15 protein-coding genes are annotated in these 16,073 nt (G+C 63.7%); 9 read left to right on the top strand and 6 right to left on the bottom strand.

Annotated features, from left to right (window positions below; genetic code table 11):
• Positions 1-374 precede the first annotated feature (374 nt).
• The 3 genes from C493_RS20100 (at position 375) to C493_RS20090 (ending at position 3,692) form a co-directional block, all read left to right on the top strand.
• Positions 375-1,793, top strand: a complete 1,419-nt coding sequence (locus C493_RS20100) for an outer membrane protein assembly factor BamB family protein (RefSeq protein ID WP_007261332.1) — start codon at positions 375-377, stop codon at positions 1,791-1,793.
• Between the two features lie 81 nt (positions 1,794-1,874).
• A complete protein-coding gene (locus C493_RS20095; protein ID WP_007261331.1) occupies positions 1,875-3,233 on the top strand; it encodes an outer membrane protein assembly factor BamB family protein in 1,359 nt (452 codons plus the stop codon).
• An 87-nt stretch (positions 3,234-3,320) separates the two neighbouring features.
• The gene (locus C493_RS20090) at positions 3,321-3,692 is read left to right on the top strand and encodes a 30S ribosomal protein S8e (protein WP_007261330.1); all 372 of its coding nucleotides are present in this window, start codon (positions 3,321-3,323) and stop codon (positions 3,690-3,692) included.
• Between the two features lie 166 nt (positions 3,693-3,858).
• Here C493_RS20090 and C493_RS20085 read toward each other — a convergent pair whose 3' ends face one another.
• Complete coding sequence (locus tag C493_RS20085; protein WP_007261329.1) at positions 3,859-4,854, bottom strand: phosphate uptake regulator PhoU; 996 nt, start codon at positions 4,852-4,854, stop codon at positions 3,859-3,861.
• A 202-nt stretch (positions 4,855-5,056) separates the two neighbouring features.
• On the opposite strand from C493_RS20085, the gene C493_RS20080 reads away from it, so the two are divergent.
• The 5 genes from C493_RS20080 (at position 5,057) to pstB (ending at position 10,993) form a co-directional block, all read left to right on the top strand.
• Complete coding sequence (locus tag C493_RS20080; protein WP_049889530.1) at positions 5,057-6,079, top strand: PstS family phosphate ABC transporter substrate-binding protein; 1,023 nt, start codon at positions 5,057-5,059, stop codon at positions 6,077-6,079.
• Complete coding sequence (gene pstC, locus C493_RS20075) at positions 6,076-6,999, top strand: phosphate ABC transporter permease subunit PstC (RefSeq protein ID WP_007261327.1); 924 nt, start codon at positions 6,076-6,078, stop codon at positions 6,997-6,999. Before C493_RS20080 ends, pstC begins: the two co-directional genes overlap by 4 nt.
• On the top strand, positions 6,996-7,940 hold the full coding sequence (gene pstA, locus C493_RS20070) for a phosphate ABC transporter permease PstA (RefSeq protein ID WP_007261326.1): 945 nt from the start codon (positions 6,996-6,998) through the stop codon (positions 7,938-7,940). Before pstC ends, pstA begins: the two co-directional genes overlap by 4 nt.
• A 268-nt stretch (positions 7,941-8,208) precedes the next feature.
• A complete protein-coding gene (locus C493_RS20065; RefSeq protein ID WP_007261325.1) occupies positions 8,209-9,909 on the top strand; it encodes a sensor histidine kinase in 1,701 nt (566 codons plus the stop codon).
• Between the two features lie 226 nt (positions 9,910-10,135).
• Positions 10,136-10,993 carry a phosphate ABC transporter ATP-binding protein PstB gene (pstB, locus tag C493_RS20060; protein WP_007261324.1) on the top strand — a complete coding sequence of 286 codons (858 nt, stop codon included), beginning with the start codon at positions 10,136-10,138 and terminating at the stop codon, positions 10,991-10,993.
• 92 nt (positions 10,994-11,085) lie between these two features.
• Here pstB and C493_RS20055 read toward each other — a convergent pair whose 3' ends face one another.
• Both C493_RS20055 and C493_RS20050 read right to left on the bottom strand, forming a co-directional pair.
• The gene (locus C493_RS20055; RefSeq protein ID WP_007261323.1) at positions 11,086-11,820 is read right to left on the bottom strand and encodes an HNH endonuclease; all 735 of its coding nucleotides are present in this window, start codon (positions 11,818-11,820) and stop codon (positions 11,086-11,088) included.
• A 110-nt stretch (positions 11,821-11,930) separates the two neighbouring features.
• Positions 11,931-12,380, bottom strand: a complete 450-nt coding sequence (locus C493_RS20050) for a universal stress protein (protein WP_007261322.1) — start codon at positions 12,378-12,380, stop codon at positions 11,931-11,933.
• A gap of 208 nt (positions 12,381-12,588) precedes the next feature.
• Between C493_RS20050 and phoU the strand changes: the two genes are divergently transcribed.
• Positions 12,589-13,260: a phosphate signaling complex protein PhoU gene (gene phoU, locus C493_RS20045; protein ID WP_007261321.1), complete on the top strand. Its 672-nt coding sequence runs from the start codon at positions 12,589-12,591 to the stop codon at positions 13,258-13,260.
• Positions 13,261-13,348: 88 nt separating this feature from the next.
• On the opposite strand, the gene C493_RS20040 is transcribed toward phoU, so the two are convergent.
• The 3 genes from C493_RS20040 to C493_RS20030 are packed head-to-tail and all read right to left on the bottom strand — an operon-like array spanning position 13,349 to position 16,043.
• Positions 13,349-14,119 (bottom strand): ABC transporter permease, encoded by a 771-nt coding sequence (locus tag C493_RS20040; protein ID WP_049889529.1) that lies wholly within the window; start codon positions 14,117-14,119, stop codon positions 13,349-13,351.
• Positions 14,116-14,961, bottom strand: coding sequence for an ABC transporter permease (locus C493_RS20035; protein ID WP_007261319.1), 846 nt, complete (start codon positions 14,959-14,961; stop codon positions 14,116-14,118). Before C493_RS20035 ends, C493_RS20040 begins: the two co-directional genes overlap by 4 nt.
• Positions 14,958-16,043 (bottom strand): ABC transporter ATP-binding protein, encoded by a 1,086-nt coding sequence (locus C493_RS20030; RefSeq protein ID WP_007261318.1) that lies wholly within the window; start codon positions 16,041-16,043, stop codon positions 14,958-14,960. Before C493_RS20030 ends, C493_RS20035 begins: the two co-directional genes overlap by 4 nt.
• Positions 16,044-16,073 lie beyond the last annotated feature (30 nt).

The raw sequence follows: 16,073 nt of genomic DNA, 5'->3' as shown, positions 1-16,073 counted from the left end.
TGAGCGGTGAGCGAGCACAGCGAGTGAACCCGAGCGGAAAAAGGTCCATCTGTGAGCCTGGCGGGTGTGGCGGTCGTCGACGCACAGCAGGAGTAGCGTGATTCGGAGCCCGAAGGGCGAAATCACGAGACACGAGCGGGGAACGAAGTGACCCGCGAGTAGCGAGGGATCGTCGATCCCTCGAGCGAACGGGCGCAAGCGCCCATTCGCCTCGAGTCACACCCAATTCACGGGAGTCTCGGTTCCGCGCAGGTAGCGCAGTCCCACCGCGCACGCGGGGCGGCCCACTCGAGCTCTCGATCCGTTCGACCGCTCGCTGCAAGGGACCCGATATTTTTTGTGCGATTATCGCCCAGCGGTGTACAGACACGCTAATGGATCCGACGACCGAGAACGCGACGTCCGAACCCGCTCGAGTCAGCCGAACGCCGTCCCGACGACGACTCCTCCAGGCGGCCGGGACGGCCGGGGCCGTCGGGCTCGCGGGCTGTATCGGGCTCCTCGAGGATGGCGGCACCGACGGCGGCGACACCGTCGAGAACTGCGCGAACGCCGAGCCCGCGGAGTCGGTGCCCGAGTACGCGACGCATCCGGACGACGACGTCTCGCTGTTCCGTCGCGGACTGCGCCGGCTCGGCTACTTCCCGGACGAGGTCGTCCCGCAGTCGGTCACCGTCGACTGGTCGGTTCCGCTCAACGAGGTCAGCCACACCGCGGCGAAGGCGAGTCCGGTGCCGACGCCCGACGGGGAGACAATCGTCTTCGCCGGCGACAACGGGGTCGTCTACGGCTACACGCCGGCGGGCGAGGAACGGTGGGCGACCCAGACGGGCGCGACCGACCTCGGCTTTCACGGCTCGGCCGCCATCGTCGGCGACACCGCCTACATCGGCGGCTACGACGGCGACCTCTACGCGATCGATATCGACGGCGGCGAGATCGTCTGGCGAACGCGCTCCGCGGAACTCGAGAACACCCTCGCGATCGGCTCGAGTCCGGCCTACTACGACGGCTCGCTGTACGTCATCGCCGAGTACGGCTCGCCCTCCTCCGGGGCGCTGTGGGAGTTCGACGCCGAAACCGGCGAGCCGACCTGGTACGACGACCGCATGTGGGGCCAACCACACCCCTCGCCGACGATCGATCTGGACGCGGGGAAGATCTTCGCGGGGTCGAACGACGGCGTCGTCTACTGCTGGGAGTTCCCCTCCCTCGAGTTCGCCTGGGAGTTCGACGTCGAGGCCGACGGCGACGAGCGCGAGGACGGCGCGTTCCGCGCGGGCGGCGAGATCAAGGGAACGGTCGCAGCGTACGACGGCTACGGCTATTTCGGCAGCTGGGACGACCACTTCTACTGTATCGACCTCGAGGACGGCTCGGAGGTCTGGTCGTTCGAGACTGACCGCTCGATCATGTCGAACCCGGCCGTCGACATCGAGGAAGCGGTCGTCTACATGGGCAGCGACGACGGCTTCGTCTACGCCCTCGAGGCCGACTCCGGCGACGAACTGTGGGCGGAGGACGTCGGCGGACGCGTCATCGGCGCGCTGAGCGTCACCGCGGGGACGGTCCTCGCGGGATCGTACGATTCGTACCTCTACGCGCTCGACAAAGAGACCGGAGACCGCTGCTGGCGCGTCGAGAACCGCGGACGCGTGACGAGCGCGCCCGTTCCCGTCGACGGGCGGATCTACTACGCCGAGCGCGGCGTCTTTTCGAACTACTACGACGACGACGCGGAGACCGTCCTCGAGGAGCCGGGTCGCGCATACTGTCTGGTCGCAGACGAATAGAGCCACCGCGCCGAGCCAGCCGAAGACGAGCGAAGCGTCGGTCTTTATTATCCGCTCGTCGACAATCGACTAGAGTTCGCAATGGAGCTTCCGAGCCGAGACGTCGAGACGCCATCAGATCGCGTTCGTGGGACCGCCCTTTCGCGGCGCCGGCTCCTCGGTGCGGCCGGGATTGCGGCGGCGTCCGGGTTTGCCGGTTGTGTCGACTCCCCGTCAGTCTTCGGCGACCGCGTCGGCGCCGACGACGACGTGTCGCTGTTTCACGGCGGGCTGCGACGACTGGGTTACTACCCCGACGAAACCGTCCCCGACTCCGTGCGCGTCTCGTGGTCGGTTCCGCTCAACGAGGTCGGCCACACCGCGGCGAAGGCGAGTCCGGTGCCGACGCCCGACGGGGAGACGATCGTCTTCGCCGGCGACAACGGCCGGGTGTACGCCTACGCGCCGAACGGCGAACTGCAGTGGTCGACGCCGACCGGCGCGACCGACCTCGGCTTTCACGGTTCGGCCGCCATCGTCGGCGACACCGCCTATATCGGCGGCTACGACGGTGACCTCTACGCCTTCGATATCGACGGTGGCGAGATCGTCTGGCGGACGCGCGCGAGCAGGCTCGACGACGCGCTCGCAATCGGCTCGAGTCCGGCCTACTACGACGGCTCGCTGTACGTCGTCTCCGAGTACGGCTCGCCCTCGACGGGCACGCTCTGGGAGATCGATCCGAACACGGGCGAGCCGACCTGGAGCGACGATCGGATGTGGGGCCAACCCCACCCCTCGCCGACGATCGACCTCGAGACGGGCCGAATCGTCGCCGGATCGAACGACGGCGTCCTCTACGGCTGGGCGTTTCCCTCCCTCGAGTTCGAGTGGGAGTTCCAGGCGGACGCGGTCGGCGACGAGCGCGAGGGCGGCGCGTTCCGCGAGGGTGCGGAGATCAAGGGAACAGCTGCGGCGTACGACGGCTACGGCTACGTGGGTAGCTGGGACAACCACTTCTACTGCATCGACCTCGAGGACGGCTCGGAGGGCTGGTCGTTCGAGACCGGCGGCTCGATCATGTCGAATCCGGCCGTCGACACCGACGCGGGGATCGTCTACATGGGCAGCGACGACGGCTTCGTCTACGCCCTCGAAGCCGACTCGGGCGAGGAGGTGTGGTCGACGGACGTCGACGGGCGCGTCATCGGCGCGCTGAGCGTCACCGCCGAGACGGTGCTGGCGGGATCGTACGACACCCACCTCTACGCGCTCGACAAGGAGACCGGCGACCGACGCTGGCGCGTCGAGAACCGCGGGCGCGTGACGAGCGCGCCCGTTCCCGTCGACGGGCGGATCTACTACGCCGAGCGCGGCGTCTTTTCGAACTACTACGACGATGACGCGGAGACAGTTCTCGAGGAACCCGGTCACGCCTACTGTCTGGTCGCGGACGAGTGAGCGGTCGGTACTCTGCGAGCGGACACAACGAGGGGCGACGGGCCACGACTCGTTGCATATAAATATCCGCCGGGACTGGTTGCGTGTATGCAAGACCAGGGACGCTCCACGCGAAAGCGAACCGGCGGCCGACTGAAGAACGTTCGAAAGCGCCGTAAAGACGAACTCGGACGCCTGCCGACGGAGACGCAGGTCGGCGAGCCTCGATTCCGAACCGTCGACGTCCGCGGCAACGGCACGAAGACCCGCGCGCTCGCGACGAACGTCGCCAGCGTCAACCAGGACGGCGAGACGGTCGCCGCCGAGATCGAGGACGTCGTCGAGAACGACGCCAACCCCAACTACGTCCGCCGAAACATCATCACGAAAGGCGCCGTCATCGAGACCGCCGAGGGCACCGCCCGCGTGACGTCCCGACCCGGCCAGACCGGCCAGGTCAACGCCGTCCTGCTCGACTGATCGACTCCGACTAACTGCTCCTGTTTCACCCCGCCGCCGCCGCTCGGCGGCGACGTTTTCACGGTCTCGAGCGATAGCGCTCGGGTTAGTCGACCCCAACCGGGTTAGACGCGAGTAGCGCCGTGACGACTCCCCTCGATTCGAAAAACCGACGGCGACCGACGTCTTAGGGTCGCGGCGCCGCCTTCTGTAACGCCGTCTCGGCGATGTTGCCGCCGTAGTCGGCGCTTCGCGAGAGGGAGTCGACGATCAATCCGAGCGACTGGGCCTGCACGGGCTCGAGGTCGCGCAGCATGTCGTCGATCGTCCGCGTGTGTTCGTCGATCTCGAGGACGGCCTCGCGGGCGGCGTGACCGAGCCGATTTGCCTCCTCGGTGTCGTCGGCGACCAGCGCGTCCATCGACTTCTCGAGGACGTCGGAGGCGTCGGCGTGGAGCGCGACCAGCGCATCGGCGACGTCTTCGGGAATCTGCTCGAGTTTGAGCGCCAGGTTCGAAATCTTGGCCGCGTGGTCGGCGACGCGCTCGAGTTGCCGGGCGCTCGAGTGGTAGTCGAAACAGTCCTCTCGGGGGACGCCGAGTTCCTCGGCGGCCCGGGGCGAGCGCAGCGTCGCGCGAAAGATTCGCGAGACGACCAGCCAGAGGCGGTCGACGTCGTCGTCGCGGTCGATCACATCCCGCGCGATATCGTCGTCGTTCTCGACAAGGCCCGTGACGGCGTCCTCGAGCATCGAGCGGGCGATCAAACGCATTCGTGAGACGGCGTTGACGATCGAGAGCTCCGAAGAGTCGAGCAAGTCCTGGATGACGACGCTGTCGGTCGTTTCCTCGAGCACCTCGACGCCGACCAGGCTCTGGGTCGCGCTCCGAATGGCGCGTCGCTGGTCCGTCGTGATCCGGCCCGCCTCGAGGCGGATGATGTCGAAGCCGCTGACGTACATCGTCATGACGGCTCGGGTGAGGCGCTCGCCCTCGAGGTCTGCGATGTCGAGGGTCCCTTCCTGACGATCGGTTTCGCTCTGTGGCGTGAGCAACAGCGAGTCCTTCTCGGGGAAGAACTCGACGATCGTCCCGGCGCTGACGTCGTTTGCCGTCGCCCAGGATTTCGGCAGCGAGACGGTATACGTTGACCCGCCCGTCACCTGGACCTTGCGCGTCTCCATACGGACCGGTTCCGACCGGATATGCATAAATCCTCCTTCCTCTATAGTCGTCGTCCCTTCGCGCGTCGTCATCCGAATCGCCGCTTCTGGTAGTCGTGATCCTATATTGACTGTTCGATGAGCACTGTTACTTTGTGTCGTACATAGGGATATATAGATAACATAGTAGGGTATTTAGACGGCACGTGGGTAGAACAGGGCGATGGGTACCGAGCCGATATCCGGTGTAGACGGCGTCTCTCGTCGTCGCGTTTTACTCGGTGTCGCAGGATCGAGTGTGATGGGGCTGTCGGGGTGTATCACTCGCGGCGAAGACAGCGGTCTCGAAGGAGAGATCGTAGTCGATGGTTCGAACACCCTTCGACCGAACACTGCCCTAGTCGCTGAACAGTTCATGTGGCAAAACAACCAGGTCGAAATTCCCGTCAGACCCGCGGGCACTGGTGCTGGATTCCAGCAGTTTTGTCGGGGTGAGACCGATCTTCAAAACGCGAGTCGTGAGATCGCCGACGACGAAGCAGAAATGTGCGAGGAGAACGGAGTCGACTGGTTCCGACTCGACGTCGTCCGAGACGGTATCGCGATTATGAAACACGAAGACAACGATTGGTGTGACTGTCTCACGACCGAGCAGTTGGGGCTGCTCTGGGAACGCGGCTCGGAGATCGAAACGTGGCGGGATTTGGTCGTTGAATCGGACGAGGACGACTGGTCCGACGACATCGACGTTCCCGATGAGAGCGACTGGCCCGACGAACCGATATCGCTGTACGGCCGCGATTCGGCGTCGGGGACCTTCGACTACTTTACCGAGGAGATCACCGGTAACGTCGGGAATATTCGGAACGATTACAGCGGAACGCCCGACACGAACGCGATCATCCGGGGCGTCCGAGACAACCGACACGCGATCGGCTTCGGTGGTGCCGGCTACTACTACGAGAACGAAGACGATCTCGAATTGATCGAGGTCGACGACGGCGACGGCTGTGAAAAACCCGAACCGGAAACGATCCGGGAGGGGACCTACAGCCCGCTTTCCCGACCGATGTACCTCTACGTACGGGAGCGTTCACTCGAACGCGAAGAGGTGCGAGCGTTCCTTCGATTCTATCTCGATAACACGCAAGCGGCGTCCCTGGACGTCGGCTTTTTCGAGGTCGAAGACGAGACGATCGAAGAACAACACGAGCGACTCGACGAACTATACGAGGACTACGAATGAGCTCGGAACCACTCGACCTCAGCCGAGAGAGCAACGACGTCGGGAACACGGTCGACAAGGCTGCAAAATGGATTTTCTTCTCCTGTGCCCTCGTAACCGTCCTCACGACGGTAGCGATTATTCTCGTGCTCGTAGACGGGGCGATCGACTTCTTCTCGGAGGTGTCGCTCGTCGAATACCTCACTGGGACGGAGTGGAACCCCCGTGACTCGGCCGATCCGAGCTTCGGCGTGTTGCCGCTCGTGTGGGGGACGATGGTGATCACCGTCGGATCCGCGCTCATCGCGATCCCGGTGGGGACGCTGACGGCAATCTACCTCTCGGAGTACGCCGACGAGCGGATTCGCAGTGCGTTGAAACCGACACTCGAGGTGCTCGCCGGCATTCCGACGATCGTCTACGGCTTCTTCGCACTCTCGTTTATCACGCCGATTATCCAGCTATTCTACCCGGACGTCGGTGTGTTCAACGCGCTTTCTGGTGCGATTGTCGTCGGCATCATGATCATCCCGATGGTTTCGTCAATCTCTGAAGACGCGATGAGCTCCGTCCCTGATTCGCTTCGTAACGCCGCCTACGGTCTCGGGGCGACGAAGTTCGAAGTATCGACACAGGTCGTGCTTCCAGCATCACTGTCGGGTATTCTCGCCGCGTACATCCTCGCTATCTCGAGAGCGATCGGTGAAACGATGGCAGTCACGCTCGCAGTCGGAATGTTACCGCAGATCACGATGAGCCCGTTCGCGGAAATGCAGACGATGACGGCGTACATGGTCGAAATCGGAACGGGTGACGCGTCGGTCGGTTCGATCGGCTACATGAGCCTCTTCGCGCTCGGACTCACCCTGTTCTTGATGACGTTTACCATGAACCTCGGCAGCATGTGGATACGGTCGCGGTACCGGGAGGAGTACCAATGAGTACGCCGGAATCCGGAACCGAGGAAGACGCGTTCGCGGTGAACGATCCATCGATCCGCCGAATGCGGCGCTACGGACGGATCTTTCTCGGCCTCTGTATGGTCGCGGCATTGGTCGGAATCGTCGCCCTGATCGCGCTACTGTACGACGTCGTTTCGGAGGCGTGGGGGTGGGTAACGTGGGAGTTTATCACACATCCTCCGTCGATGATCGTCGACCACTATAACCCGTCCAACTACGGAGACCTCCCTACCGGACCTGGTGGGATCTATCCCGCGCTCGTGGGCTCGATCTATCTGATCGTCTTTACCGCGATCTTTACCCTCGTACTCGGTGTCGGCGCCGCGATCTACCTCGAGGAGTACGCCGGCGATAATCGTCTCACGCAGTTAATCGAGGCAAACATCGCGAACCTCGCGGGCGTTCCATCGATCGTGTACGGACTGCTCGGACTCGCGCTGTTCGTTCGCGCGATAGGGGCCGGATCGAGCCTCATCGCGGGTGCGTTAACACTGACGCTGCTGATCCTCCCGATCGTCATCGTTCAAACCCAGGAGGCGCTCCGTGCAGTACCCGACTCGATGCGGCAGGCGTCCTACGGCGCTGGGGCTACCAAGTGGCAAACGATCCGTAGCGTCGTCCTTCCCGAAGCGATCCCCGGTATTATGACCGGTATCATTCTCTCACTCTCCAGAGCGATCGGTGAAACGGCGCCGATCATCATGGTTGGTGCGGCGACCTCGATGTTCGGCCCACCGAACTTGACCGATCCGACGGGGTCGTTCGCAGCGATGCCGATGCAGATTTTCGAGTGGGCGAAAGCACCTGAAGCCGAGTTTCAACACGTCGCCGCCGCTGGGATCGTCGTCTTGCTGACGGTACTACTGCTCATGAACGCGGTCGCCATCTACATACGAAACAAGTACGACCGGCGAGGCTAACCGGACAGCCGACCGGGGCGAACGCTCACCCACTTCAGTGGTGGGGTGAACTCGACGCGGTGTTGCACTACGAGCTCACTATCGCGACAACTGGGACGGTTTACAGATTGATCGCACAGCAGTCGTGCGATCGGGTGTGCAGCGACGGTCAGTGGCTACTCTCGTCACCGCGATGAGACCGCAGTTGACCGTCGATCCTCGAACGATCTCGGAATAGCCACAAGAGTAATACGCCCGTTCTCGCAATCGCTCACAGGGAGCGTCGGTAATGAGACTCGTCTATCGGTTTGGTATCGCATTCCTCGTCGTCGTGGTCGTCACCGGCGGTGTTCTGACGGTCACGTTCGATACCCACCGGTCTGGCGTCGAGCAGACAACGGACGAGGCGATCGCCGACCGAGCCGAGCTCTCGGCGTCGATTCTCGACGACCGGCTCGAAGAACAACAGCGGACCGTCGAAGTCGCCGCGACGAACGCTGAACTTCGGGGTCACGGAACCGACGAACAAGACGCGGCCCTCGAGTCGTTCGTCGCGGCCGGTACCTTCGACGGTGCGACGGTCGTCTCCGAGAACGGCACCGTGCGTTCGTACGCGACGAGCGACGACGCGACCGACGGCGGAGACCTCGTCGAAACCGAACTCGGTGACCGACCGTACGTCGATCGGGCGCTCGAGGGGGAATCATCCGTCAGCGACCCGCTCTCGGCGCGCACCGGTAACACGATCGTCGCGTTCAGCGTGCCCCTCTTCGACGACGGCGAGGTCGTCGGCGCGCTCAACGCCGCCTATCACCTCGAGGAAACAGACTTCTTCGACGCCATCGACCGCGGAACCGAGCACGACGCCGTTACCGTCACCGCCGGGGGAGAGACGGTCTATACGAGCGCAGCGGCGTTCGACGACAGCACGACGCAGAACGCGACCCTCGAGACGACCGGCTGGATGGTCACCGCCCACCGCGACCGGGCGGTGATCGACGAGCAACTGAATCGGCTGATCGTCTTCCAGGCGGGTGCCGGACTCGCCGTCCTCGGCGTCATCGCCGCGTTTGGAACCTGGATCTATCGATCGAAGATCCGTCGAATCGGGCGCGTAACCGAACGCGTACAGGCGCTCGAGCGCCGGGAGTACGACGGCGGACCGTCGGTAGACGGGCCCGCGGAGTGGCAGCGCATCGAAGACACGCTCGATCGGCTTGCAACCGCACTGTCGCGTCGCGAACAGATGCTGCTGGTGTTGAACCGAATCCTGCGACACAACCTTCGGAACACGCTGAACGTCGTCGCCGGACGAGCGAGCAACCTCGAGGGCCGCCTGGACGACGAGAACCGCGACGCCGCCCGCGAGATTCGTCTCGCGACGGACGAGTTACTCGACTTGGCCGATCGCGCGCGGATGACCGAAACGCTCCTCGAGCCGGTCGACGAATCCGAGACGACGCCGCGGACCGATCTGGCTTCCGTGGTCCGCGACCGCACAGCGGCGTTCGTTCGCGAACAAACGGACGACGATTCCGCTCCCGACGTAACCGTCGAAACGCCGGAACGAGCCGTCGCTGCCTGCGGAGACGAAGTCGCGGCCGCCGTCGACGAGTTACTCGAAAACACCGTCGACCACGCCGGTCCGGCGCCGACCGTCGCGGTCGCGGTCGAGACGACCGACGAACGGGTTCGGATTCGGATCACGGACGACGGGAGCGGAATTCCGACCGACGAGGCTGCCGTCGTCACCGGCACGCAAGCGATCTCGCAGGTCACCCACACCGGCGGCATCGGCCTGTGGCTGGTCGACTGGATCGCGACCCGGTACGGCGGCCGATTGTTGATTCCGCCTCCCCGTCCGGACGACGGATCCGACTCCGAAGACCGTGGTGCGACGGTCGTCCTCGAGTTTCCGATCGCGGACCACGACGCAGACGGTGCAACCGACCCAGACGACGCCAGCGGTGCCGACGATGTCGGCGACTGACGACTATATAGCGCTATAGAGCCGACGGGAGCAGGATAGAGCGATCATAGTATTCTACTTAGCCCGTCGGCTGCTTGGTGTCGCTAATGGTAGCAGGAACGCGAGGCGAGCGTGTATCCGACCGACGAGGGCTCGCGCGGCCGAGTTACCGGCCGTCGAACCCGAGCGAATCGAAGCGCATTCCGCAACAGGTAACTGCCCGAAGTTCGTGGATCAACTACCGCAAATGACCGCCAACGGACCCCAGACCGTCGCGTCGTCCGAATCGAGCGGTTCCGCAACCGACGCCGCGATGACCGACGACGCGCCGCTCGGATCGCCGCGGGTCGACGATGCCGTCATCGAATCGCGGGACCTCGACGTCTACTACGGCGACGATCAGGCGCTTCACGGGATCAACATGGACATTCCCGAACGGAAGGTAACGGCGCTCATCGGTCCCTCGGGCTGTGGCAAATCAACGTTCCTGCGCTCGATCAACCGGATGAACGACTTGATCGACATCGCCCGCGTCGACGGGGACCTCTACTTCCACGGGAAGGACGTTTACGACGACGACGTCGATCCCGTCGCCCTCCGACGGAAGATCGGCATGGTGTTCCAGAAGCCGAACCCGTTCCCCAAGAGCATCTTCGACAACGTCGCCTACGGCCTGCGCGTCCAGGGCAAAGACGACGGCGACGTCGAGAAGAAGGTTCGGACCGCACTCGAGCGCGCAGCCCTCCTCGACGAGGTCGAAGACCAACTCGACTCGAGCGGACTCGACCTCTCGGGCGGCCAACAACAGCGCCTCTGTATCGCCCGCGCGATCGCGCCCGACCCCGAAGTGATCCTGATGGACGAGCCGGCGTCGGCGCTCGACCCCGTCGCGACCTCGAAAATCGAGGATCTGGTCGAGGAACTCGCCGAGGAGTACACGGTCGTCATCGTCACCCACAACATGCAGCAGGCGGCCCGCATCTCCGATAAAACGGCGGTCTTTCTCACCGGGGGCCACCTCGTCGAGTTCGACGACACGGGCAAGATCTTCGAGAACCCCGAGAGCGATCGCGTCGAAGATTACATTACCGGGAAGTTCGGATAGCGAACGGCTCCGTTCTCGATTCTCTGTTCGTCTCGATCAGTCCGATCGACGCTCGAGCCCTCGGTCAGACACGAGGCTTGAGTCGCTCATCGCTACGGGACGAGAACGACCATCAGCAGCACGTAACAGACGACGGCGAGCGTCGCCCAGCGGACGCCGCGGTGATTGACGAGAAATCGGAGCGGCGTATCGTCGACCAGTCGCTCGCGAGCGCCGCGCGGTTCTCGTCGGATCGCGACCGCCGGCGAGGCGAAGAGGCTGGGTCTGACCGACGCGTCCGTTCGCCGGCGCGTCAATTCGTGGGTCGAAAACTCGTGGTTCCCGGTTAGACCGTCCCGCGTACACGCGGGTTCCGCCTCGAGTACCAATCCGGCACACGGTTTGCACAGCGTCTCGTGGTCCGTTTCGGAGCCAGATGCCGCGTCCGTCGGATCGGTCCAGGCGACGAGTTCGGTCGGATCCGCCCGTTCGCCGCCACAGCGGCTACAGCACTGATCGTCGGGCGTTCGCATTCGAGCGACCGGTGCGGGCGCCGTCCGATCGGGAAACAGCGGTGCGTCGTCGCGCACGTCGTCGAACGCCCGATTCGACTGGTGGATGACGCCGTGACAGGGCCGACAGACGGTGACGAGGTTCTCGAGTTCGTCCGGACCGCCGGCCGACCGCGGAACGACGTGGTGGGCCTGAAGGGTCCGGTCGTCGGCCCCACAGCGCCGACAGGCGTAGCCGTCACGGCGCAGCGTTTTCGCTCGCAGCTCATCCCAGCCAGGTCCGTAGCCGCGGTCGTCGGGTCGCTCGGTGTGATCCGTCCGGCCGTTGGTCCCCATCGACTCGACGAGCTACGGCTCGCGGGTCCAAAGGCGTATCGTCCGCGTCGGCCTCGAGACGTGCGGGGTCGTCGACGTCGCCCCCGTCGACAGCGGCTACGGACGGCCTCTCATGCGGCGTCGACGCTCCCGTCCGGTCGAACCGTCACGACCGGCACCGGCGCGGTCCGGACGACCTCGTCGGTAACGCTGCCGAGGATCCGCTTTCGCAGCCCGGTTCGGCCGGCGGTACCGATGACGATCATGTCGGCGTCGAGCTCTGCCGCGTAGTCGGCGATTTCTTCGGCCGGCGTTCCGGTTCGGACGACGGGCTCGGCCTCGAGCCCGTGGCGCTCGGCTTCGGCGGCGAGCTCCTCGGCCCACTCGATCGCGATCTCGGTGACGTCGTCCTTGCTCTGTGGCGGCGCGGCGCCGACGGCCGACACCTCTGCGAGGCTGACGTCGCCGACGGCGACGGCGTGGACGGTCGCGTCGAGCTTCGTCGCGAATTCGAATCCGACTTCTGCCGCTTCTTCCGCGTATTTGCTCCCGTCTGTCGGTATTATAATCGAATTAGGCATCGAATGTCTTCTGTAAACCCTTTTCGGAGGATGTTCGTATAGTAGTTTTCACTCGGGCAACGTTTCTGTCGACGGACGAGAACCGCTCCGTATGTCTGAGAGTGACACCCAACATCTCGGCCCGAGCGGCCCAGAGCCCCTCTGGTCCCGTCTTCGGGCGATTGCGGTGAGCGCAAGCTATATCTCCGCCCGGACTGGTGCGTGAACCATGGCTCGGAAATCCTATCAGGAACAACTCGCGGATCTCCGCGAGGACGTCCTCTATATGAGCGAGGTCGTGATGGAACGACTTCGAATGGGGCTCGACGCCCTGGAGCAGAAAGACGACGAACTGGCCCGGGAAGTCATCGAGGGCGACGGCGAGATCAACCGCATGTACCTCGATCTGGAACAGCAGTGTATCGATCTACTGGCGCTTCAACAGCCCGTGGCGAGCGATCTGCGCTTTATCGCCGCCTCGTTCAAGATCATCACCGACCTCGAGCGAATCGCCGACCTCGCGGTCAACCTCGGGGAGTACACCCTGGATGCGGAGGAGGACCTCTTCCCCGACGTCGACGTCCAGGAGATGGGGTCGCTCACCCTCGAGATGGTCGAAGACGCCATGATCGCCTACGACGAGGAAGATACCGATGCGTGTCGGACACTCGCCACCCGCGACGACGACCTCGACCACTTCGCCGAGCGCGCAAGCGAGATCGTCGTCCGGGATCTGATCGAGCGCGAACTCGAGTCCACCGAAGCGGTCGAACTGTTGTTACAGGACGTTTCGCGCCTGCTGCTGACGATCCGGGACTTAGAGCGCGTCGGCGATCACGCGGTCAACATCGCGGCGCGGACGCTGTACATGGTCGAGAACGACGACGAACTGATTTACTGAGTCCTCGACACGCCGTCACTTCTCGGCGAGAGTATCAGTGGTGTGTTTGATACCCCGAAGATGAATCGACCGGGGGTACCCGGTTGGATCAGGTGATCCGGTCGCCGAGGTAGCTCGTAACGATCATCAGTGCGACGAGCGCGGTCGCCAGTGCGCTGATCACGGGGCTCAATCCGGTCTGGATCTGCGTGTAGATGTAGATCGGAACCGTATCCGTCCCGACGCCGGTGAGAAACTGCGTCGCGGTGAACTCGCCGAACGAGATCACGAACGCCAGCAGCATTCCGGCGACGATCGACGGCGCGACGATCGGCAGCGTCACGTTGAACGCCGTCTCGAGTCCGTTCGCGCCGAGCGTCCGCGAGGCGTCCTCGAGCCGGGCGTCGAAGGTGAGCAGCCGGGCCCGGACGATCAGGAAGACGAAGGGGAACGTCAGCACGGAGTGTGCCAGGATGATCATCGGATAGCCGGTCGGCACGCCGATACTGCTTCCGAACCGGAGGATCGCGATCCCGATGATGACCGGCGAGATCATGATCGGTAACAGCATCACCGTCGCAAGCGACTCCTTGAACCGAATCTCGCTTCGGACGAGACCGAACGCGGTGACCGTTCCCATGATACCGGCGAGAACCGAGGCGAAGACCCCGACGACGACGCTCGTCTGGATAGCGCTAACGATCTGTCTGTCCTGTGTGAGTTCGACGTACCACTCGAGGGTGAGGCCGTCGTAGGGGATCGCCGGCGACTGCTGGGTCGTCAGCGACGTCACGACGACGATCACGACGGGCAACAGCAAGAGCGTGAACACGACCACCAACGGCGGGATAAATCCCAGCCGCTCGAGGCGCGCCCTCATAGGTCTCCGAGCACCTCCGAGACGTTCGCGAAGTGATTGAACAAACCGACGAGGATCAAGAGCAGTCCCGTAAAGACGACCGCCATCGCCGAGGCGAGCGGGATGCTGTAGCTCTGCGTATCAGCGATGATGTTCGCCATCATGTTGTTGGCGGGGCCGCCCATGATCGACGGCGCGAGGTACGAACCGGCCGCCAGGATGAAGACGAACAGCGTCGCGGCGACGATCCCGGAGAAGCTCAGCGGCAAGATCACCGACCGAAGCGTCTGAAACTGGCCGGCGCCGAGCGTCCGCGAGGCGTTGATCAGATCGTCGTCGATCGCGCGCAGCGAGTTGTACATCGGCAACACGGCGAACGGAAGTAACGCGCTAATCAGCCCCAGTACGACGCCGTTCCGGGAGAACAGGATCCCGAAATCGGTGCCGAAGAGCTGTTGGACCGGGCCGCTTTGCAGGAAGAACAGCCGGACGCCGAAAAACCGGATGATGATCGCGACCCACAGGGGTAACAGGACGAGCGCGAGCAACACCATCGGTCGCGACGACTTGAACGCGATGTAGTAGGCCGTCAGGTAGCCCAGTATCAGCGTGAGTATCGTCGTCACAAGCGCGTAAACAAACGTTCGCCCCAGCACGTTGATATACGTCCACGCGAGCGCCTGTTCGTAGTTTGCGAGCAGGTGTCCCTCGCCGAAGTTCAGGCTCTCGTAGAGCAAGAACACGATCGGGACGATGAAACACAGCGTCAACCAGAGGACGCCGATCCCGACCAACGTGCGCGGCGTAACCCGTTTTCGAACCGACGAGGGCAGGAACGAATCGGAGATCTTGACCGTCCTCATAGCACGATCACGTCCTCCGGATCGAACTGGATCGTGACCTCGTCGCCGATCTCGACGTCGACGGCGGCGTCGCCGTATGCGGTCACGTTCGTGCCGTCCTCGAGCGTCGCTTCGATCTCGTTGCGGTGGCCGAGATACTCGATGTGGTTCACCGTCGCCGAGAACGAGTTGACCGCGTCGCCGCCGCCCGGCGTCTCGTGGACGTCGATCTCCTCCGGACGAACGTACAGCGAGAGCCGCTCGTCGGCGGCGCCGCCGGCTGCAGCGGCGTGAATCTGCAGGTCGCCGACGTTGACAGCCGTGGCGTTTGCGGCGACGACCTGTCCGTCGCCGTCGCCGCCAGCGGACGGCGAGGCGGCCGTTCCGGTGAACTTCGTGGATTTGCCGACGAACTCGGCGACGAACTCCGTCTGCGGATTCCGATAGAGTTCCTTCGCGGGCCCTTCCTGTTCTTTCTGCCCGTCGTTCATCACGATGACGCGGTCGGACATCGACAGAGCCTCCGCCTGATCGTGAGTGACGTGCAGCGTCGTCACGTCGACCTCGCGTTGGATCTTCTTGATCTCGTTGCGCATCGTCTCGCGGAGCACGCGGTCGAGTCCGGTCAGCGGCTCGTCGAGCAGCAGGATATCGGGTTCGTACGCGAGCGCTCGTGCGAGCGAGAGTCGACGTTGTTGGCCACCCGAGAGCTCCGTCGGCTTGTGGTCGCCGTGATCGCCCAGTTCGACCATCTCGAGGAAGTGTTCGGCCTGCTCGTCGTGGTCGCGGCCGGTGAACTCCTGCATTTTCAGGCCGTACGTGATGTTCTCTTTGGCGGTCATGTGGGGGAACAACGCCGAGTGCTGGAAGACGAACCCGATGTTGCGTTCGTTCGTCGGGACGTCCGTCACGTCCTCTCCGCGGAGGTAGACGGTTCCCGCCGTCGCCTCGCGCAGTCCCGCGATCGCGTGAAGCGTCGTACTCTTTCCACAACCGCTCGGCCCGAGCAGGGTCGCAAACTCACCCTGCTCGAGTTTGAACGAGAGATCGTCGACTGCCAGTAGTGACCCGTAGGTCTTCGTCAATCCGGTTACTTCGAGCATAGTATGATAAGGTCGGTAATGTTTGTCTGC

Source organism: Natronolimnohabitans innermongolicus JCM 12255 (assembly GCF_000337215.1).
GTDB classification, from domain to species: Archaea; Halobacteriota; Halobacteria; order Halobacteriales; family Natrialbaceae; genus Natronolimnohabitans; species Natronolimnohabitans innermongolicus.
This window is presented reverse-complemented; position numbering and strand designations above follow the sequence as displayed.